Source organism: Pelagicoccus albus, assembly GCF_014230145.1.
Classification (GTDB): domain Bacteria; phylum Verrucomicrobiota; class Verrucomicrobiia; order Opitutales; family Opitutaceae; genus Pelagicoccus; species Pelagicoccus albus.
In genome coordinates, this window is record NZ_JACHVC010000013.1 from 152,579 (window position 1) to 173,555 (window position 20,977).

The following is a 20,977-nucleotide window of genomic DNA, read 5'->3' on the forward strand; positions in this document are numbered from 1 at the left end:
CCGCTAGCTTGAGTACGCGACTTTCAATTTCAAGAACCCTTTAGAGCTAATAACTTAAATCTGTAATGGATATTTCCACATTCGTAATCGCTCAGCAAGCCGCGCCCGCAGGACAAGGCGGATGGCAACAGTTTTTGCCTTTCATCATCATCTTCGCAGCGATGTATTTCCTGATTATCGCCCCCCAGCGCAAGAAGCAAAAGCAACACCAGAAGCTCATCTCCGAGCTCAAATCAGGCTCTGAAGTGATGACCAGCGGCGGCATCTACGGCACCATCACCAACGTCAAGGAAGACCGCTTCGTCCTGAAGATCGCCGAGGGCACAAAAATCGAAATCGCCAAGGCCTCCGTGACCACTGTTGTAACTCCTGCAGCTGAATAAGGCCGGCCGCTTCTCAATCAATTTCCAGCGAGAGCCACGCCTATCCGGCGTGGCATCTCTATTATTAAAGTAAGCTCCAATCATCTAAAGTATCCCGATGTCCGGAAAGTATATTTGGAAACTGGCACTCACCGGCGTGATCGTCGCGTTCTGCCTCTCTTATCTCATCCCCATGTCCGACCAGGACTTCGCCGAGCACGTGAAAGCTCGCTCCGGCGATCCCGCATTTGCGGCATTGGTCGACAGAGCTGAGGCGCTCTCGGAAGAAAGCGTCAACACCGATAGGCCTTTGAGTGTGTACATGGCCCTTAAGTCTATCGCCAATGAGGAGCGTATCGACGTTAGCCAATACTTCTCGGACCTACAGCTAGAGGCCAGCCTGACCAACGTTGAAAAGCGAAACAACATTCTACTCCCGACCTTGTTGGAAGACTCCAAGGCGAACTTGAAGAAGGGCCTCGATATCCAAGGTGGCATCTCCGTCACTTTCGAGGTCGATCCAGTCGCCCTCGCCGAGGTCCCAGCCGCGGAGCGAAACGAAAAGCTCTCCGACGCGATCAATATCATCGAGCGACGCGTCAACACCTACGGAGTGAGCGAGCCTATCGTTCGTCCAATTGGTGAAAACCGCATCGAGCTGCAGCTCGCGGGCGTAAACACCAAGGATAATCCGGAGCTCATCAACACCATCAAGGCTCCAGCTCGCCTCGAATTTCGCGAAGTCCACCCCACCGCAAATCCGATGACCTCTTCACGCCCGACCGGCTACGAGGAGATGACCATGATCCAGGAGTACAACGGGGTGGAAAACGAAGTGCGTCTCTACGTGAAGCGCATTCCAGCCCTGACCGGAAAATACGTTGCGGACGCCTTTCCTCGAACCAACGAAGTGGGCGGCATCGAAGTTATCCTCAAGCTTACCAGCGAAGGAGCGGATCTCTTCGCAGACGTGACCGAACGACTTGCTCAGCAAGGCCAAACCACCGGGCAGCTTGGGCGCTTGGCGATTGTCTTGGATAAGCAACTACAATCCGCACCGACAGTACGCGAGCGAATCGCAGGTGGCACCGCTCAAATTACCGGTCGCTACACCCAACGTGAGGCGATTGACTTGGCAAACACTCTGAACAACCCGCTCGAGCTGCCATTGGAAGTCGTCGAGATGTACGAAGTTGGTCCTTCGATGGCTAAGGACTCCATCGAGTCTGGCGTCAAAGCCTCCGTCATCGGCATCACAGCGGTTTCCGCCTTCATGATCGCCTACTTTTTCATCGGAGGGTTCGTAGCCCTTATCTCGGTGCTACTTAATGTGGTGATCGTTCTCGGCGTACTCGCGAGCTTCAACGCTACTCTGACCCTTCCGGGTATCGCCGGTATCGTACTCACGGTCGGCATGGCGGTGGATGCCAACATCCTGATCTTCGAGCGTATTCGGGAAGAGCTTCGCAATGGCAAGAACATCAAGTCCGCAGTAGAGGGTGGTTTCGACAAGGTTTTCTCCACCATCTTCGACGCCAACGTCACTACGCTCTTGGTTTCCTTCGTTATGCTGAGCCTCGGAACGGGCCCAGTAAAGGGCTTCGGACTCACCTTGGCTATTGGTGTAGTGACCACCATGTTCTGCGCATTGATCGTCACACGCGTCATGCTCGAAATGCTCTTCACCACGGGCGCGCTTAAATCCTTCAAGACGCTATCGGTCCTCTCGGGAACCAACATCGACTTCATGAAGTTTCGCAAGCCGGCCTTCATCGCGTCCTGGACCTTGGTAATTGTAGGCGTTGTCGTTTTGGCTGTTAAAGGCGACTCGATCTATGGCATCGACTTCACGGGTGGTGACGAAGCCATTCTAGAGTTCTCGCAACGAATCGACGAAGGAGAAATCCGCGATGCCTTGACCGCAGCTGATCTAGGCGAAGTTAACCCGCTCTACCAATCTCAGCTGGGAACGGACGACGAATTACTCCGCGTTCAGACTGGTTTCGCGAAAGGTGAAGAAGCGGTGGCTGTCTTACAACAGGCGTTTCCAGAAGCTGGATACAACATGCTAGGCAAAAACGAGATAGGACCATCCGTCGGTGCTGAAATCCAAAAGAACGCCTTCCTTGCGATCGGCCTTTCGCTGGGCTTGATCCTCCTGTACATCGCATTTCGTTTCGAAATCGGTTACGGTATCGGAGCAATCGTAGCAACGATCCACGATATCTTGCTGACGCTTGGCGTGTTTGTGCTCGTTCCGGGACATCAGTTTACCGCTCCGATGGTTGCAGCCATCTTGCTGATCGTAGGTTACTCATTGAACGATACCATCGTCGTCTTTGACCGTATCCGTGAAGAGCTTACGTTGCGACCAACCTCGAAACTACGCGAGATTATCAACATCGCCATGAACGCGGTATTCACCCGTTCCTTGCTCACCAGTATCACGACCTTGCTGGCCTCGGTTTCGCTGATGGTGTTCGGACAGGGCGTAATCAACGATATCGCCTTCACCTTCACGATCGGTATCATCACCGGTACTTTTTCCTCGATCTTTATCGCGAGCCCGATCTTCTACTTCTACCACAAGGGAGATCGCCGCAGCGTAGAGTCGAGTCACGATATCGTTCCGGAATACGACTGGCAGGTCAGCACCAAGGCCTCTTCAACAGGTTCGTCAAACACCGACTAGCCACGGAGCCTTGGCCCATTGGGAATACAGTCCTCCACCGACCGGTTTATCCAAAAAGTACTCTAGGGAACTAAAAGTCGGTTCAACCGTTGCGGAGCTCCTCGCCCGTCTCGATTTCTCGGATACGAAAGAGGCCTCGAAATTCCTCGAGCCTCGTCTAGGTTCGATTGATTGCCCGTTCGACATACCAAATCTCGAACGGGCCGCCCGTCGCATATCTCAGGCTATCGACAACTGCCAGACTATCGCGATCTGTGGAGACTATGATGTAGATGGCGTTACTAGCACCGCGCTGCTCGTGGCCATATTGCAGCAGTTCGATAACTATCCTGCCTACATTGTCCCGCTGCGTCTGGAAGAAGGCTACGGCCTCTCGCAAAAGGCTGTAGAACGGGCTCTCGGCAAGGCCAACCAACCTGATCTTTTCATCGCCCTCGATTGCGGTACCAACTCTACAGAGGAGGTTCGCTACATTCTCGATCAAGGTTGCGAGGTTATTATAATCGACCATCATCAGGCCAAAGAGGAGCAGGCAGATGAGGTCATCCTGGTCAATCCGCACGTCAACGACCAAGAGAGCTCCAACCATTGTCAACTCTGCACGGTTGGGCTCGTTTTTAAGCTAGCTCACGGTCTTCTGAAAATCCGCCGCGAAAAAGAGGACCCAAGGGCATTCGATATCAAACTTCGCGACTATCTCGATTTGGTTTCCATGGGGACGGTCGCCGACATGGTACCGCTTAATCGAGAAAATCGAATTTTCGCCCGCATCGGATTACAGGTTCTAAGCCGCACCAAACGCATTGGCCTGCAGAACCTGATGAAGGTTTCGGGGGTCGCATCAAAGCACGGCGTAAACCCGATCGACGTATCTTTTCGCCTCGGGCCAAGGATTAATGCCAGTGGACGCTTGGCCGATGCATCCGTCGCAGTCGAGCTCATGCTCAGCGATGACCCGGGCTTTGCCATGGAAACTTCTCTACAGCTCGACTCATTTAATCGAGAGCGACAAGACATAGAGAGGGCAATGACCGAGGGCGCTATGGAGCAGATCCGTAAAGGAGGCACCGATAGCGGAGGTTTTGTCGTTTATGGTAACGACTGGCACCCTGGTGTCGTCGGAATCGTAGCAAGTCGCGTATCCAAGGCATTTAATCGTCCCGCCATTGTGCTGGGGAGAGAAGGGGACTTGGCCAAGGGTTCAGGGCGTAGTGTGGATGGAGTCAACCTTGTCGAGGTCTTGACACCTTACTCCGACAAGCTGGAAAGCTGGGGAGGGCACCCTATGGCGATCGGGATCTCAATGAAGATCGAACAGGTCGAGGACTTCACGAAATTCTTCGACCAAGCCCTTACCGAATACTTCGCTACCCATTCCGTCGAAAGGACATTGAACATTTCATCTTGGCTCCGTCTTGAAGATATTTCTACAAAGCTCATGCAGGACCTCTCCTTGCTGGAGCCATTTGGGCAGGCCAATCCTGAACCCATTTTCGGAGCAAAGAAAATACGTTTCGGATCGAAGGTCACTGTATTCAAGGACATCCACTTCCGCTTCACTTTGCCAACGAGACAGAACCAAGTCATATCGGGCGTGGCTTGGAAGATGGCTGACCGTATTCCCCCTGCAACGACACCGGTCGATATCGCGTTTCGACTTGTTTGGAACACCTTCGGTAACAAGAAGGCGCTCCAACTCGAGCTCGTTGACTGGAGACTGAGCTAGTACAACGCTGCGAAGAGCCGCTTCAGTTGTTCCGATATTTCAATACAGCTTCGCGAAGTTCAGGCAGCACCTCGTTCGAGAAAACGTAGTTCGCTTCTCGCCATGTCGCATAACGAAACCCGGTGAGTACTGCCTCTTTTTCTTCAGGTGATTGAGCCAGCTTCAAGGCTGCTTGGCTAAGCTCGAACTTTCCTTGCATCGAGAAATTAGCGTCGCTTCCAAGAATCAGTTTCCCAATGCCGGCAAAACACTCGCCTCTGTAGGCTTCTTCCGCTTCGGCGATTTTTAGCAACGCGTATCCAGCATCCCAATTCCGCCACCCTGGAAGAACTCGCATCACCATTTTTCGAAGATCGGCATCGCGTTCATTCCAAACCAATTCGAGGTATTCGATCATCTGAGGCGTGGGAGCCGAGTCACTCACGATCAGCAAAGCAAGTAACTCATCTTTACCTTCAGCTTTTTCAAAGCCACTCTCGAACGCTCTCCAGGCAGCCTCGTGATCGCTGAGCAGTAGGGTCAGGCGCTTGAGGTTCTTCTGAGCGTCGCGTCGCAATCCCTTGTCGTTCCCGTCGACCACGATATCTACGAGAATCGAGAGGCTCTCCACATTTCCAACCATCTCGAGACTTTCAATGGCTGCTTCGCGTAACTTCGACGGTTCCTCTTCGGAAGCGGCCAATTTGTTGACGACCTCGCTGACCCCATCGGAGGCTCGCAGAGCGAGCAGGGACAGAGCAGTTTCTTTCTCTTCAATCGTGCCGGATTGGAGTCGATCGAATAGAATCTCGTCAATTTTCGAATCCTCGATTTGAGCCACAGCCTCGCTCGCCGCGTCACGCAAGGCTCTGGATTTTCCAGCGACTAATTGAGCTAGTCGCTCCAGCGAAGCCGAACTGCCTACCCGGCCCAGAGTTTCGGCAGCTTGAGCGGCTAGGGTTTCGTTTTCGGATTTCAAGAGCTCGAGAATAATTCCTTCCGAGTCTGCCCCTAAGTCGTTTGGTAAAGCTCCCAGGATAACGATTTGCTGCTCTACCGAGCCAGTATCCAACAATTCGATAGCAGGTCTTATAAGCACCTTGTTTCCGGACTTCAAAGCTATGGGAAGAAAATCGATCTCAGGTTGTCGAACCATCAGTTTTGCTGCTTTTCGCGGGCTCTGTTCGGCAAGCATTCGAAAGGCCTCTGTCTTGGTGGACCTGTTATCCGATTGCGTCACACTTTTCACGAGTGCTGATCGAGGAGGGGACTTCCTCTTCTTAGCGGGGGTAGGCTTGATGCGGTCAATCGCCATTTGAGCCGCGTAAGCCAATTCAACCGACTCCGATTTTAGCAGCCTCTCTAGAGCCGGAAGTGATTGTTCCGAACCGATCGTTTCTAGCTGTCGGATAATCCAAAGTTTGGTCTGGAGAAGCGGCTCTGCAGGAAGCTTTTCCAGTAATTGATTTTCGATTACAGGCTGCTGCTCTTCGTTACCCGGAGCAGTCGCCTGCGATACGAGATCTTGCAAATCCATGCGGGCCTCATAACGAGCGTCGAAATCCTCTCCGTTTAAGCGGTGAAATATCGAGGATAGCACTTCGTCGGAAATCCGGGAATATCCGAGGGCGGAAGTTGATAAAAGGACGGCGAGAATAAAGGGTTTTGAAAACTGGGATAACATACGATGCGTGGTTTTCGATCGAAAGACTTGAGTAAGTTTGTTCCCCTTAAACAGGGAGCTGGTAGCCATCTCTACGAGGACGATCTTGCCACAAGGCTGCCTTGGGATCGTCCACAATTTGCTGAGCAATCGGATCCCATTTGATGGGACGATTTATGCGCTCAGATATTCCAGCCAGCTGACATATGGTCGCTGAGCGGTGACCAACTGATGCGGGACAGATCGGATCTTTCCGCGTGTATATGCTCTCGATCCAGTTCGCACGGTGGTCAGTGCTCTTATATAGGCGGATTGAATCTGGCGATAGCGGTTTGCCCGCTAGGGATACCGGAGTCGTGTCGAGTCGATTTTGGCGACTGACCAAAACTTCACCCTCGTCTCCTACAAATCGGATCATATGTCCCTTCCGATCTCCCCAGTCTCTTATAACCCGGATTCCATCATCGTATTCGTAATATTGGTACTCTTGGTCGTAGTTCTTGGGTGCGAAAAATACAGGCCCGCTATCGTCGCGATCCAATGCCCATTGGGTAATATCGTAGTGGTGAGCGCCCCAATCTCCGTTTTTACGCGATCCGTACTCCCAGAAATTCCTCCAACCACCTCCGTAATCGCTGGCTACGCGATTTTCGTTGTAGGGTTCCCACGGAGTTGGCCCCAGCCATTTGTCGTAGTTGAAGCCCTCCGGTATCGGCTGCTCCGGGTAGACTGAGGCGGCTGGGAATTCACCAAGGCCACAGTAGACCTCCCGCACTTGCCCGATCCAACCGTTCCTCACGATCTCGGCGGCCTTTCGGAATGCTGATTCTGAACGCTGCTGCGAGCCGACTTGCAGAATGCGACCGTAGCGTTTCTGAGCTTCCACAACTGCCTTGCCTTCTTCGATGGTTAAAGTCATCGGCTTCTCCACGTAAACGTCCTTACCCGCCTTCATGGCGGCAATGGCAAGGGCAGCGTGCCAGTGGTCAGGCGTCGCAATTACCACGGCATCGATATCGCTACGCTCCAAAACTTCCTCGTAGTCTAAGTATCCGTCGCAAGCACTGTTTTCTTGGCGGCACTCCTGTAGAGCAGATTCCATCCGGTTTTGATATACGTCACAAACCGCAGCGACGACGGTGTGCTCTCGCCCGCGATAATAGGCCCGGTGGCCTCCCATGATGAGACCATTTCCTATCAATCCGATATTGATCCGGCTGTTTGGTCCCGGTTGCCCGCGGGCTAAGGTTGCGGCTTTTAACACCATCGGGAAGGCGAGGCTGGAGGCAGCTGCAACGGTGCCTTTTCTCAAAAAGGCGCGACGGGACAATCGTTTCGACATAGGGATTTACAGGGGGTGTCAATTCTGTTTGGGGGACTTTGACCAATAACAGAGCCCATTATCCAAGCAAGCTTGGAGGCGTTCTGTATCAGTCTTCCTGTTGAGCAAAACCAACAAATAAGGACCGCTTCTGAAGCATTTAACGGCTAAGGTCAGGGTGATCACGCGAGCAGTACGGCCAGCCGAGTTGCTCGTGCCGCTTGATTGGCGACCGCATCGGTCAAAGTCTTTGTCGAACTGAAAACGGTGACCCGCTTTTTCGCTCGGCTAAATGCGGTGTAGACGAGTTCTCGGGTTATCTGGCGATTGGACTTGCCTGGGAATATGCAACTAATCTCGTCGAACTCAGAGCCCTGACTCTTGTGGATAGTAAGAGCGTGAGCTGGCTCGAAGCTTGGCATCTCGCTTAGCCTAAATCGCCTTGTTGCTCCGTTCGCTGCAACGAAGTAAGCCGCCAAGGAACCGTCATCGGCTTGCCACACCAAACCAAGGTCTCCGTTGTACAGTTCTAACTCGTAGTCGTTTTCCAATACAATTATCGGGCTGGCGGAAACTGGATCCGTCCCCATAGGGTCCATCTTGAGTCTCTCTCGGATATGCGAAGCCAACTTTCGGTTGAAGGCTTCCGATCCTTCTGGGCCCTTGCGGGTCGCTATAAGAGTAACAAAGCGATTTAACTTCGCCAGAGCGTCATCCACGGTGGAACATTGGTAAAGTGATTCCCATTGCCCATAGCCAAGCCGCAAGGCTTCGGTGGGGATCTTAGAACTTTCGATTGGAGTTTCGATGAAGCTGAAATCATCCAATCCTTTCTCGAGAATATTCTGAAACGTACCTACATCGCCGACTCGGGCAGCTTGGCAAGCGGCATAGATTCCACTGTCTTCGGAAAATCGATACGTCTTCTGTAAGCGTTCCACTAAAGGCGATAGCGGTGAATCGGGCTGAAGCGAGGCTGCCAGAATATCTCCTAGAACGGAACCTACATCCACGCTTGTAAGCTGGTCCTTGTCGCCGAGAAAGAGTAGGCGGCAACTCGTCGGTAAAGCGTCGAGGAGCTTGGACATGAGCGGCAAATCGATCATGGAGCTCTCGTCGACCACGAGTGCGTCGTAGCGAATTGGGCCTCCCTTGTGATGCCTAAATGTTGACCGATTCGGTAAGGCCCCCAGGAGTCGATGAATGGTTAAGTTCGGAATAGAGAGCAGAGCTTTCTCCCTTTCCGAATCAAACGACAGTCTGCGAACCCCGCTTGACATCGATTCTGCCAAGCGAGCAGCCGCCTTACCAGTCGGAGCCACTGCAGCGAAGCGGGGTGGACGTTTTTCAGTCCAACGATCGAGCAAACGATCCAAATAGCGCAAAGCGATCGTTGTCTTGCCTGTTCCCGGGCCTCCGGTGATGACGAAAAAACGATTGGCCACCGCTCTCTCTACCACATCGCCCTCTGTCAAGTCTGGTTCAGAGCAAAGCGATTTAATGCGATCGGCCAAACGGCTTTCGTACTGGTAATACTTATCCAAATACAACTTTGTTTTATTAACCAATACGAGAGGAGTGCAGTTTTCAGTTCCTTCCTCTCTCACCGCAGTACAGCCTCCTAGCATATGCTTCCATTCGTCGATCGCGGGCCAGGACCGAATCGTTGTTGAGCCTAGGTGGGGAACTTGGCCTAAATCTAAAAACGTATGCCCTTCACGAACCGCTAGGTTGCAGAGGGCTGCTGCTATAAGAACCCACCTGTTACGCTCGCCCCACTCATCCTCGAGATATTTTACGAGCATCCTGTCAATTGACACAAACGGGGGTTCGCTCAAAAGAGCCAATTCTTCACCTAGCTTTTTCATGTCGAAACGCCTCCTTGCCCAAGCGCCTCATCGAGTTCGGAAAGCAATTTTGTAGAAGGCAGGTCGTAGTAGACACCGGTCTCTTTGCCGGGACTTACTCCGCGAGCATAAATATAGAAAACTCCACCAAACAAGGACTCAAATGGCTGATTCGGGAAACGCCACTCCACGTAGCGTTTCAGCGCCACACAGTAGAGGAGATACTGAAGAAAATAGTTGTGCTCCGACATCGACTCTAGAATGGCCTTATTGCTGTAATCCGCTGGACTTGGTCCGATATAATTGCTCTTCCAGTCAAACAGGTACAGCCGCCCATCAGACTCAAGCGTGAGGTCGATAAAACCACGCAACATCGAAGCGGGAAAGCCCGTCTCTCCATCTTCAGCCAATGAGGTCTGCCAGCTTTTCGGAATTCGTCCCAGATCGTTTTTCGAAAGCGTCTCGATAATCTTTGTTTTCACATCCCCGGATACTGGATACGAAAATTCTAATTCAGGAATACGGCAATCGGAGCCAGTCTCGGCCAACGTGAATTGGCCAAACTCCGTCTTCAACGGTTGTTCCGTTATCGCCTTTATCTGAGCCGCGACAATCGGGATGTACTCCCGAGGCTCGAATCGAAGAAAATCAAAGGCCGCCTCGGTGGTAGAAGCGAGTGTGTCGGGCCGCGAAAAGTCATAGCGCTCCAAAATAAGGTGCAGTAAATCTCCGGCATGGGTGCCTTTGGGCAGCGTGAAAATGCTCAGTTCCTGGCTCGTTTCCTCCTCTGGCTCATCGGGCAAAAGTACCGTCTCATCATCGACATGGGAATCGCTTTCCAATTCAGAGACATCGATCTGCTCCTCTTGGCGATGAAGACTTTTGTTGAGGGAAGAGAAGCTCAAAACTCGATCAGGGAATGGCATACGCTTGCGATTACGTAGGCTTAAGGCGGATACAGGTTCAGGTTTTTCTGATTTTAGCTTTCTCTCTAATGCGACAAATTGGTCCCGCTCGAGAGGTGACTTTTGATAGGATATTTTTCCGTCCGAGGTTTTGGCTAACTTTTCGAGAGCCTCGCCCAACATATTTGAATCAGGATCAATATCCTCTCCGAGCATGAACTTCGCAAAGCTGGAAGCTTTCATCTTGCTCCGCGCCGATAACTCTTCCGGACAAAGGTAGACGTGATTCTCTTTTTCGGCACGGGTTAAGGCGACATAGAGCAGACGAATATCCTCAGCGAGGGATTCTTTTCTATTGGCTGCTACGCCTGAGGAATCTTCCTCTGGGGCGTAATCTATTACCATTCTACCATCCGGATCGTGATAGCTAATCGACTTTATATCCTCTTTGAAACGGCGTAGCCCGAGAAAAGGCAAAATCACGACAGGGAACTGGAGACCTTTGCTTTTATGAACGGTTAGAATTTGCGGCTTCCCTTCGTCACTGCTGATTCGCGTCTGCCATTCGTCCTTTTCATTCAACTTGTCCTGGCTCTGACGATCTAGCCAATTCAATAAACCACGCGGGCTTAAATCTTCCTCATCACGAACCTCCGACAGGAGCTCGCCGAGCTGTTGAAAGTTGGCGAAACGCCTTTCGGAATCCAACAGGTTTGCGGAATCGGGCTCAATGATTCGAAAGAGCTGCTGCAAGCCAAAGTCAAAATTCACCCCGAACCAATCTTTTGACCATTGGCCAATGTATTCAGAAACTGAATCGTACCGATCGCTAATACGATCACTCACCAAATCTGTCGCGCGAAGGCGACGGTCGAGAGAGGCGATCACGCCACGCTTTAAACTCGAACGGGCAGGGGATATTAAGGCAGAGAGGACTTGCCTCAAATCGTCAGCCTCCTGCGTTTTGAATACGCTTCGATCTGCTCTCAACGCAAAAGAGATTCCGCGTTTCAAAAGTTCGGCCCCGAGAGATTCCGCTTCCTTAAGCGTGTTGACCAAAAAAGTAGCGCTCGCTGGATCGAAATCAGGATCCTCGTTGAGACGAACGGCAAAATCGTTTGCGGCTTTTGCGGCGAGAAAGCTCCGATAGTTGCCGGAACCTTTCGCTTGTTCGTGTTCTGCTAAGACAAACTGCTCGAATTTAAAAACTGGATCTTCTGAATCGTCATCATTTGTAAGGCCTGGTTCAACGGCTTTAAACTCAATCTCCTTGTCGACAAACTGGATGGGCGATTGCTCGAACAGTTGGTTCACGGCATGAACCAAGCGGGGGCTGGAGCGGTAATTTTTTGCCAAGTGCTCCCTCCTCAAGCACTCGACCCGAGTCGCCTGAAAATAGGCATGAATATCTGCCCCCCGGAAGCGGTAAATGGCCTGTTTGGGGTCGCCGATGTAGAAAAGATAGTGGTCTCCTCCCGAGAAGAGAGAGGTTGCTATATCAAGCTGCACTTGATCCGTGTCTTGGAACTCGTCGATCAAAGCGGCGTCGTAACGACTGGCCAAGGCGATTCGTAAGCTGTCTCCTTGTTCCGATTTCAGGGCGCGGTTCAGGTAGTGAAGGAGATCATTGTAGCTGATGACATTCGCCTGCTGCTTGGCACGAGCGAGTTTATCAGAGAGCCAGCCCTTGTAGTTGTAAGACAGTGACAGAAAGGCAGACTCGGCTTTGAGAAGAAAGTCCCCCGCACACGTAACGAAAGGTGGTATCGCTGAGTCTTCATACTTCTTTTTCAGTGCCTTCTGCCATTTTTCAGTTTCGAAATCAGCGAGTATCGCGAGATCGCTCGGCAACAAAAAGCCCCGTCTATTTGCGTTTACCAAGCCGGGGAGTTGCCCGTTAAGCAGCTTACAAACACGGGAGTTCGCTCGTAGAGTGGGAGTAATCTCTTTTGCTCGGCTTAGTAAATCACCGATCTGCGGCGGCAGTTCTTCAAAAAGCGAATCCAACTGCGAAATATCAGCTGTAGCCGGAGTAGGACGCAGCGTAGCGTAAGGGTGGGCAGAGCTTTCTTTGCCGATCTCCTTCAAGCTTGTTTCGAAACTCGCTTTGCGTCCTCCCGAGTATACCAAGCTGAGAGCCTTGGATTTCTCTAGAACCTCTTGGCGTATGTATTCGGATTGGAGCTGATCGATCAGCAAGTTTTCCACTTGACTCAACTCAGCATCAAAAGGCGTTTGCGTTTCGAGGGCGACCAAATCCAAGGAGCGTTTGCAAAAGCTATGGATTGTGGAAATGGGAGCCTCGTCAAACACCTCTAGGCTGTATCGCAAGGCACGTTTCGCTTCATCCACATCAAAGTCATCTTGGCAGGATGCCTCTATCAATACCTCTTCCTTCAACTCACCCAACTCCAACTCGCGTAGGGCAGACTGATAGAGATCTTGGATACGCGTCGCCAGTTCTTCCGTAGCCGCTTCTGTGAACGTCACCGCCAAGATGCGGTCTAGCGTGATCTGATGATGGAGCGTCAGGCGTAGTGCAATTCGGCAAAGCGTGTAGGTCTTTCCCGTGCCCGCACTGGCCTCGATGAGAGTCGTCCCTTTATGGAGCTCTATCACTCGGCAGCTCCTTTCAGCTCGTTGATATCAAGGCTTCCAACAGCAGCATGGACCTTTGACCAGATGGAAACCGCGTGGTCCACGAAACGCTCATCCGGGAGATAGTCATCCCCTAGACAAGCCCGATCGTAGGGGCTCCAGGTGTAGCGTTTGGAAAATTCGCTCGGCGTGACAGCATCTTGGATTAACGTATTTGCTTTATCAAGAGCCTCCGCGAATGCTTCCTCGCTTTCGGAGTTCGAAGACTTGTTCCATTCCTTGGCCGCAGCTTCCGAGATCTCGGGAATAAACGGCAAAGGTCCTTGCATCCCTTGCCGGTAAAGATCGACGAGCTCGGCCAAAAGCTCGCGAGCGTTTTCAACTTTCTTGAAGCGGAGATGCTTTTGTTTATCGTGCAGGGTCAACAAATAGGTTTCTCCGGAAAAACGAGTGTCAAAGGCGGAGGTGAAAAGATGCTGTATCCAGGCATAAATGACACGTTTTGCTTTCAACTCTCCAACTGAGATCTGCAAGGCGTTGCCATCCATAAGCCTTACCGTGGATTCACCAGCAACGGCTATATCGCCAATTCTCGACTCGATGAAACGAGTTTCCATTTCGCTCGTACCTGCAATTTCAGCGACCTCGCTCGCGTTCTCGATCTCCGCGGCGAAGGTGGGCTGGGCGAGGTAGCCCACAGGCAGTGTTTTGCTTTGGGCGAGCGCTTCGAAATCAATCTCCGAAATCGATTCCCCTAATTTTAACCTCTCTGCCAACAAGGTGCGCAACTTGTAGCGATCCAAACCGTCCGGCAATAGCTCGTCCGCTTCCGATAAGGCGTCGGAACTCGTGATGAATTTCAATTGGGCTACCGTCGAGGCAAACGCTTTGAGCGGGTCTGCGAAAAATTGGGCCAGCGTGGATACCTCCAGAACCTCATCAACAGGAGACTCCTCCCGTTCAGGATCACTTTTGAGGGGAGCAGCTTTGTTTAAAAGAGAGGCAAACCGATTCCGTAGGGCAGCTCGGTCCGGGTCGTAGGTTTGCGTCTCATCCGCTTCAAAATAGGAGGCATCGAAAGACTGACGTCTTTGTATCGAGGTGATCTTTTGGTAATCCGCAGGATCCATCCCTTTTTCCAGATAGGCCATCAGTTCTTCCACCACAGTAGACGGTGCCTTCTCGCTGTCGCTATTCGATGCAATCCCCTGATAGGTAAGGAACAGATGGCTTCGTACGGAAAGGATCGTTTCGAGAAAAAACTGACGATCCTCGTCTCTCGTATTACGATCACCGATACGGGCCTCTTTCGCGAGCAGGTCGAAATGGGGACGCCGATTAGCTCGTGGAAAATCGAGTCGGTTCATTCCAACAAGGCAAACGGTGTCTGCTGGAATCGCTCGCATTGGCTTTAGCGAGCAAAACGTCACTCCTCCATTTAAGTAACCACCGGAAGAAACGCTGGAATCAAACTTGTCCGCTAGGGCACGACAGGCTTCCGCTCCTGTGGCGAAAGCGTTATCTAGGTCTGGCAGTGTCTCTACCACCAGTTCCTTCGCTTTTTGGTAGTCTCGCTGCCATTCTTCACGATCGCACTGTAATCTATCGATCAAACCTGCGAACAGGTCTTGCCAGCTACGGATTGACTGAGTTTGGCTGTAATTTCGCCGAAGATCCTTCAGTAGTTCTAGGCATTCTACAAAACGTCCCGCCGTATCCGCCAAGCCACTCTCGATCTCGGAAAAGGCAAGAAACCCGCTAGGCGATTTCGTATCGTCGGCAAAGAAAGCTCCCGCGATGAGGCGAGAACGCATTTCCTTCCACGTGTTGCGATCGGTTGCAAAACCATCGTGTTGTGAGCGATGCTGGCTATCCCAGCCCCACGTGATGCCCAATTCGCGTATCCAGAACTCGATGCTTTCCAAATCCCGATCGCTGAACTGAAAAACCTCACGCAAGAGCGGTGATTCGACAAGGGACATGACGTCTGCGGAACTAGCTCGAGAAGAGACGGATTGGAGTATGGCAAGGAGACCGCTCATCACGCCCGGCCGACGCCCAGCAATATTGTCCGCGATGGAATACGGAATCTCTAGATCCGTTCCTCGTTTCGATTTAAATACTGCTTCGATATGCGAGCGATAAACTTGTATGTCTGGAGCCATGACAAGGATATCACTCGTTTTGAGCTGCGCATCATCGTCCAAGCGTTTGACTATCAAATCCCAGATTGTCTCGATCTCGCGGCGACGACTGGAGCAGGAATGCAACTGAATCGTCCCATCATAAGAAGGGAAGGGTGCCGAACCTTTCTCGACGTCGCGATCTTGGATAGCGAACAGATCAGTCTGCAGGCACGCGAGTTGGCTTTGGATTTCGGCTGGAGGAACAAATCCTGAATCATCCTGCAAGGGATTTTTGTCGATCAGCTGATCCAAGAACATTTGACCCTGCTTGCCGAAGCCGGGAAGCAAAGGATTTCCTGTTTCGTAGAGCCAATCCTCCGGATCGTTGGTCAGCTTCCTGCCACTTTTACGAGCCGCTTGACGGGCGATCTTGCCCATTTGTTTGCGGGTTTTGAGATCCGCCCAATACAAGTCGGAAGGTTGCAGCAGAAAGATATGGACCGGCCGGTATTGGGAAAGCTGATGCAGTAGATCCAGATAAAGTGGGGCTAGCGACGACACCCCAAACACCATCAGACGCTCGGGCCAACGAGCCGGCTCGCAGGCCAGCTCCAAAATACGTCCATGCCGCAAATCCGACCAAAGCCGAGCGATGTGGCGTGGCTGAGCCGTCTTGGGATACAAACGTCGAATCAGTCTGCGCCAGAGCTCCGCTTGCCAGTCGAATCTAGACTCATCCGGCTTGTCTTCCCAAGAGATTATTTCTTCCGGGCGGTAAACAAGATACTCGTCGTACATGCGAACCATTTGGTTGGCAAACGAGTAGCGGCGAGCCCCTTGATCGGCGGAGCAATACCTCAAGATATCCCGAAATCGCGGTTGATCCTCGAGCTGTTGCAAAATCTCCAGCAGATGCCAGCGGGCAAGGTCTTCGGGAAAGGCACCGCTACTGTCGAAATATGGCTCAAATCCGCTTAGGACTCGGGAGAAAAGTTTCCCTGGCAGCGGAAAATCCCAGCCAAAGGAAACTCCCGCCTGCTGGGCGATTTGGAACTGCAGCCAGCGAGCGATTCCCGGATTGAGAGTCATCACCGTCTCTTGGGAAAGCAACCGCGAGAGTGGTTCTCGACGCGACACTTCAACCAAGCGCTTGGCTAGGTTTTCAACCCGATTGGAGGTGTGAAGCGTGAGTTGGGGATCCGGCATCTAAGCTTCCCATGTGAAGCCAAGAAGCTTGGCCTTGGCAACGGATAATCTCTTTAAAGCCGCCTAACCAGAGGGCAAATTTTTCAGCTAATGCTGGTAATACCTTACAGCTCCCGCACCCAAATATTCCGGTAGCGAACTGGGTTGTCGTGGTCCTGTAGAACGATCGGCAATTTTTCTGGGTGCGGCACATAGTAGGGTTCGCCGATGAAAGAGGTTGGCCCCTGCAATTCAGTATCCCACTGAATCAGCACGCCGTTGTGCAACACAGTCGCCTTGGCTGGCGTTGAGAGCGTGCCTTTCTCGTTGAAGCGAGGAGCGGTGAAAATGATGTCGTAGCTCTGCCATTGGCCGGGGGCCCGAGATGCATTCACGAGCGGTTCGCTTTGCTTATAGAAAGCGCCTGCTTGCCCATTTGAGTAAGTCTCGTTCTGATAGGAGTTTAGGACTTGAAGCTCATATAGCCCCATCAGAAAGATCCCACTGTTTCCGTACTCCTGACCCTCTTTACCTTCTAGGACAGGCACGTACCACTCGATGTGCAACTGCATGTCGCCAAATGCCTGTTTGCTGGCGATCGCTCCCTGCTTTTGTCCGGCAATGATTTCCCCATCTTCCACTTTCCAAGCCGCCGGTCCCAGCTTTTCCGCCGAGTCGTAACGCTTGAGGAAGTGCTCTGTGCGATCCATGCGAACGCCTTCGCCGAAGGGCGTTTTCTCCCACTGCGATAGGTCGCTTCCGTCAAAAAGGACCACTGCGTCCGAAGGGGCGCTGCCATTCTGGCCGGGGGTTACGACAGTTACGTCTCGGTGGAGCTCCGTGTACTGCCAAGGGCTCGTCTCGCCAAGCTCTTCCCAATCTAGCGGAGGCAGTTCATCGGAAAAAACGTGAGTTCCGAAGGCGAAAGACAAGGATGCGGCGAGAAGTTTTAGAGGGATCGTTTTCATGGTCAGACGGGGGTTGAATTGAGTTTCGCAATCTAGATCGGTGGAACGCTTCACTGGCAAACTCGAAGACGCTCTTACTTGTTAGGGATATTTGAAGCAGAGGCTACCTGAATGTTGCATTTGCTCAAACCACTCGCATAGAGAGGATGATGATCTCACTCCGCTACGGCACAAACCCTCACCAAAAAGAAGCTTTCCTCGAGTTTCCAGAGCCATCACCGATCAAGATCGTAAACGGAGCGCCTGGCTATATCAATATGCTGGACGCCCTGACCTCCTGGCAGCTCGTTCGCGAACTAAAGGAAGCGACCGGCAAAGCATCCGCCGCCTCCTACAAGCACGTCAGCCCGGCCGGCGCAGCTATCGCCAAGCCGATCGACGACGCCTTCAAGGAATCCCAGTTTCTGAAGACGACCGATTTCTCCCCTGTCGCCTCCGCCTACGTGCGGGCTAGAGGAGGGGACCGCCTCTGCTCCTTCGGCGATGTACTCGCTGTCAGTGATGTGGTCGACGTGAGCCTCGCTCAATTTCTGAAGACTGAAGTGAGCGACTTGATCATTGCCCCGGGCTACGAGCCAGAGGCCTTGGAGATTCTCAAGAGCAAGAAAAAGGGCGGTTTCTGCATGCTGGAAGTCGACTACGATTTCATGCCGACCGGAATCGAGAAGCGTGAAATCTTCGGGGTAACCGTCGCACAGGAGCGCAATAGCCGGCTCTTCACCAAGGAAGACTTCAAGAACGTCGTATCCAAAAACAAGGACATCTCCGAGGGAGCTCTCGACACCTTGCTCGTGGCGGCGATCTCGCTGAAGTACACGCAATCCAACTCGATCAGCATTGCCTATGACGGTCAAATCGTGGGCATGGGAGCCGGCCAACAAAGCCGTATCCACTGCACCAGACTCGCATGTGACAAAGCAGACAAGTGGTTCCTGCAGCGTCACCCCAAGGTTCGCGGACTAGACTTCAAGGAAGGCCTCAAGAAGGTCGAAAAAACCAACCTGATCGACCAGTACTTGCTTTGGGACAGTTTGAGCGGCCATGAAGAGGCGAACATGTTGGAGAATTTCAACACCCGCCCTGAACCCATTAGCAAGGAAGAGCGCTCCGAGTGGATTAGCCAATACAAGGACATCTGCCTCGGCTCCGACGCCTTTATTCCATTCCGCGACAATATCGACCGAGCGAGCAGGTCAAACGTCCAGCACGTAGTGGAAACCGGCGGCTCGCTCCGCAGCGATTTGATAATCGATGCCGTGAACGAATACGGAATGACCCTGACCGCCACTGGAATCCGAAGCTTCCTACACTAGGAAGCGAGAGCTGCCTGAATCGGCGGTTGATGGTAAATCTCATCCCGAAGACCAGTCCAAATCAATAGGGGCCGGCTTCGGGATTTTTTGTTTTTTGGATACACTGGAATTCGACAGCGCCTGAGGAGATCCGACAGTCAACTCTTATTAAAGCTTGGAACAGGGTCTGCTGTGGAGTTTACTCGTAACCGGTTCGGCAAGTGCAGCCACATTGTCCTCGTCGACGCTGGTACGCCTTAACAAAACCGAATTGCGCAACGCCTCATCCACCAAAACTCATAGCCAGTCAGAATGTATCAAATTGATCTAACAGGAAAAGTCGCCTTGGTCACAGGCTGCAAACGCGGCATCGGAAAAGCGATGGCTATCGGGCTCGCGAAGGCAGGAGCAGACATCATCGGCGTCAGTTCCAGCCTGAAAGCGGCAGGGAGCGAAGTTGGAGACGAGATTACGGCCCTTGGGAAAAAATTCTCAGCATACTCCTGCGATTTTTCGGATCGCGACTCATTGCGGGCTTTCATCAAACAAGTCACCAGCGACCATCCCGTGATCGATATTCTGATCAACAATGCGGGAACTATTTTGCGGGCACCCGCGGCCGAACATTCCGACGAATACTGGGACAAAGTCATCGAGATCAACCTCAACGCCCAATTCGTCCTGACCCGTGATCTTGGAAAGCTCATGGTCGAACGCGGCTCCGGCAAGATCGTATTCGTCGTTTCGCTGCTTAAATACCAAGGCGGCGTCAACGTGCCAGGATACGCGGCTAGCAAGGGCGGCGTTGGTCAATTGACGATGGCTTTTGCAAACGAATGGGCCGGCAAGGGCGTCAACGTAAATGCCATCGCTCCAGGCTACATCGACACGGACAATACGGAAGCCTTACGAAACGATCCAGAACGGAGCAAAAGCATCTTGAGCCGCATCCCAGCGGGTCGCTGGGGCCAGCCAGAAGATTTTGTCGGCCCCACGGTTTTCCTTTGTTCAGAAGGAGCGGCCTACATGCACGGTTCGACTATGCTTGTAGACGGCGGATGGATGGGACGCTGATCCAGTAGCTCTGACGCAAAAAGAAGATAAGAAGACCGATAGGTCATAGGCTACAGAATTGTTGGAGAACCTCGATTAGGGACTAATTCCTTAATTAGACATAATATCTATTGTGCGTCGTTTTAGACTTCCGAAGAAATCGCTGACTTTCGATGAAAAACAATGAAACAACGAGCATGTCCGTATTTCATTCGGAGAATACAGTTCTGATAAGGATGCGGACTTTTACTGAACCGAAGTGTTCAGTTGTCCTTGATACGTCCTGACACGAAGAGCGACGTCACGATCATGAGGCCTCCAAATACGATGCCCGGACCGATCGATTCTGTTGGTACAAGCAAAGCCGATTCGACGACTCCAAACAGCGGGATCAAAAATCGGTAAGCCGACAAGACGTTGACGCTATATTGTTCGATCAGACGATTCCAGACCGTGAATGCCGTAGCGGACAAAAAGCTCAAATACGCCAAAGATCCAAATGCGCTTGGTTTAAGATCAGCCCAAAAGCCAGTCCAACCACTGGGAGCTCCCACCAGCAAAAGCATCAGGCCGCCAACAAACAGAGAAATTGAAGTAATCGCCCTGCTGCCGTGATTTATGGAAATCCGCTTTAGTCCGATCGCTCCCATCGCTCCGGATAATGACGCCAGCAAAAAAGCGGTAGATCCGAGCATCACGTTCCCGCTGCCAGCACCCGGAGCGTAAACAGCGATCGAGATACCGCAGGCGCACACCAGCAATATCGCCCAATGCTTTTTGCTGGGCATGGCTGTTTTTTGGAAAATCGGAGCCAAAAACATCCACCAAAAGCTGCCGGCACCTCCGAGCAAAGCGCCAAGTGTTCCACTGGATACGCTCAATGCGTAGTAGAAAAATACATACTGGAAAAAAGTCTGTCCCAAGATGATCCAAAGCAGATTGCCCTTGGGAGCTCGTTTCAGTGTGCCTAAAACGGAACTACGGCAAAACGGGACGATAATCAGGCCCGCAATCATAAATCGGATACCGGCAAATACCATTCGCTCGCCAAACCCTTCGACGGCTAAGGCCTCGTAGCTCAGCTTGATCACAGGAAAGGCGCTGCCCCAAAGTGCGGCACATAGGACGACCTGTAAATAAAAGCTAAGCGGAAGCGGTTTCATCAAATGTTTGCGGCCTAAAAAGAGCTGGTAGGCTCTCTGCAGCAATTAGAAAAAACCGATCTAGCAAAGCTCCCGACTTGGCCAGCGGTCGTTAAGC

At 52.1% G+C, this 20,977-nt stretch carries 12 protein-coding genes; 5 read left to right on the top strand and 7 right to left on the bottom strand.

Annotation, left to right across the window (positions count from 1 at the left end):
* Positions 1 to 65 precede the first annotated feature (65 nt).
* From yajC to recJ, 3 genes are all read left to right on the top strand, one after another.
* Entirely contained in the window at positions 66 to 383 is a 318-nt protein-coding gene (gene yajC / locus H5P27_RS15945; protein WP_185661423.1) for a preprotein translocase subunit YajC, read from the top strand.
* A 97-nt stretch (positions 384 to 480) separates the two neighbouring features.
* Entirely contained in the window at positions 481 to 3,054 is a 2,574-nt protein-coding gene (gene secD, locus H5P27_RS15950) for a protein translocase subunit SecD (protein WP_185661424.1), read from the top strand.
* A gap of 10 nt (positions 3,055 to 3,064) precedes the next feature.
* The gene (gene recJ, locus H5P27_RS15955; protein WP_185661425.1) at positions 3,065 to 4,780 is read left to right on the top strand and encodes a single-stranded-DNA-specific exonuclease RecJ; all 1,716 of its coding nucleotides are present in this window, start codon (positions 3,065 to 3,067) and stop codon (positions 4,778 to 4,780) included.
* Positions 4,781 to 4,802: 22 nt separating this feature from the next.
* Here recJ and H5P27_RS15960 read toward each other — a convergent pair whose 3' ends face one another.
* The 6 genes from H5P27_RS15960 to H5P27_RS15985 all read right to left on the bottom strand — a co-directional run bounded on the left by H5P27_RS15960 (position 4,803) and on the right by H5P27_RS15985 (position 17,372).
* Positions 4,803 to 6,359 carry a HEAT repeat domain-containing protein gene (locus tag H5P27_RS15960; RefSeq protein ID WP_185661426.1) on the bottom strand — a complete coding sequence of 519 codons (1,557 nt, stop codon included), beginning with the start codon at positions 6,357 to 6,359 and terminating at the stop codon, positions 4,803 to 4,805.
* 130 nt (positions 6,360 to 6,489) lie between these two features.
* A complete protein-coding gene (locus H5P27_RS15965; protein ID WP_185661427.1) occupies positions 6,490 to 7,764 on the bottom strand; it encodes a Gfo/Idh/MocA family protein in 1,275 nt (424 codons plus the stop codon).
* A gap of 161 nt (positions 7,765 to 7,925) precedes the next feature.
* Positions 7,926 to 9,611 carry an exodeoxyribonuclease V subunit alpha gene (recD, locus tag H5P27_RS15970; protein WP_185661428.1) on the bottom strand — a complete coding sequence of 562 codons (1,686 nt, stop codon included), beginning with the start codon at positions 9,609 to 9,611 and terminating at the stop codon, positions 7,926 to 7,928.
* Positions 9,608 to 13,114, bottom strand: a complete 3,507-nt coding sequence (locus H5P27_RS20130) for a UvrD-helicase domain-containing protein (protein ID WP_185661429.1) — start codon at positions 13,112 to 13,114, stop codon at positions 9,608 to 9,610. Before H5P27_RS20130 ends, recD begins: the two co-directional genes overlap by 4 nt.
* A complete protein-coding gene (gene recC, locus H5P27_RS15980; RefSeq protein WP_185661430.1) occupies positions 13,111 to 16,425 on the bottom strand; it encodes an exodeoxyribonuclease V subunit gamma in 3,315 nt (1,104 codons plus the stop codon). Before recC ends, H5P27_RS20130 begins: the two co-directional genes overlap by 4 nt.
* A gap of 104 nt (positions 16,426 to 16,529) precedes the next feature.
* On the bottom strand, positions 16,530 to 17,372 hold the full coding sequence (locus H5P27_RS15985) for a 3-keto-disaccharide hydrolase (RefSeq protein WP_185661431.1): 843 nt from the start codon (positions 17,370 to 17,372) through the stop codon (positions 16,530 to 16,532).
* A gap of 149 nt (positions 17,373 to 17,521) precedes the next feature.
* On the opposite strand from H5P27_RS15985, the gene H5P27_RS15990 reads away from it, so the two are divergent.
* Positions 17,522 to 18,685, top strand: coding sequence for a phosphoribosylaminoimidazolecarboxamide formyltransferase (locus H5P27_RS15990; protein WP_185662129.1), 1,164 nt, complete (start codon positions 17,522 to 17,524; stop codon positions 18,683 to 18,685).
* 291 nt (positions 18,686 to 18,976) lie between these two features.
* Entirely contained in the window at positions 18,977 to 19,738 is a 762-nt protein-coding gene (locus H5P27_RS15995; RefSeq protein WP_185661432.1) for an SDR family NAD(P)-dependent oxidoreductase, read from the top strand.
* A gap of 242 nt (positions 19,739 to 19,980) precedes the next feature.
* Here H5P27_RS15995 and H5P27_RS16000 read toward each other — a convergent pair whose 3' ends face one another.
* The gene (locus tag H5P27_RS16000; RefSeq protein ID WP_185661433.1) at positions 19,981 to 20,880 is read right to left on the bottom strand and encodes a DMT family transporter; all 900 of its coding nucleotides are present in this window, start codon (positions 20,878 to 20,880) and stop codon (positions 19,981 to 19,983) included.
* Positions 20,881 to 20,977 lie beyond the last annotated feature (97 nt).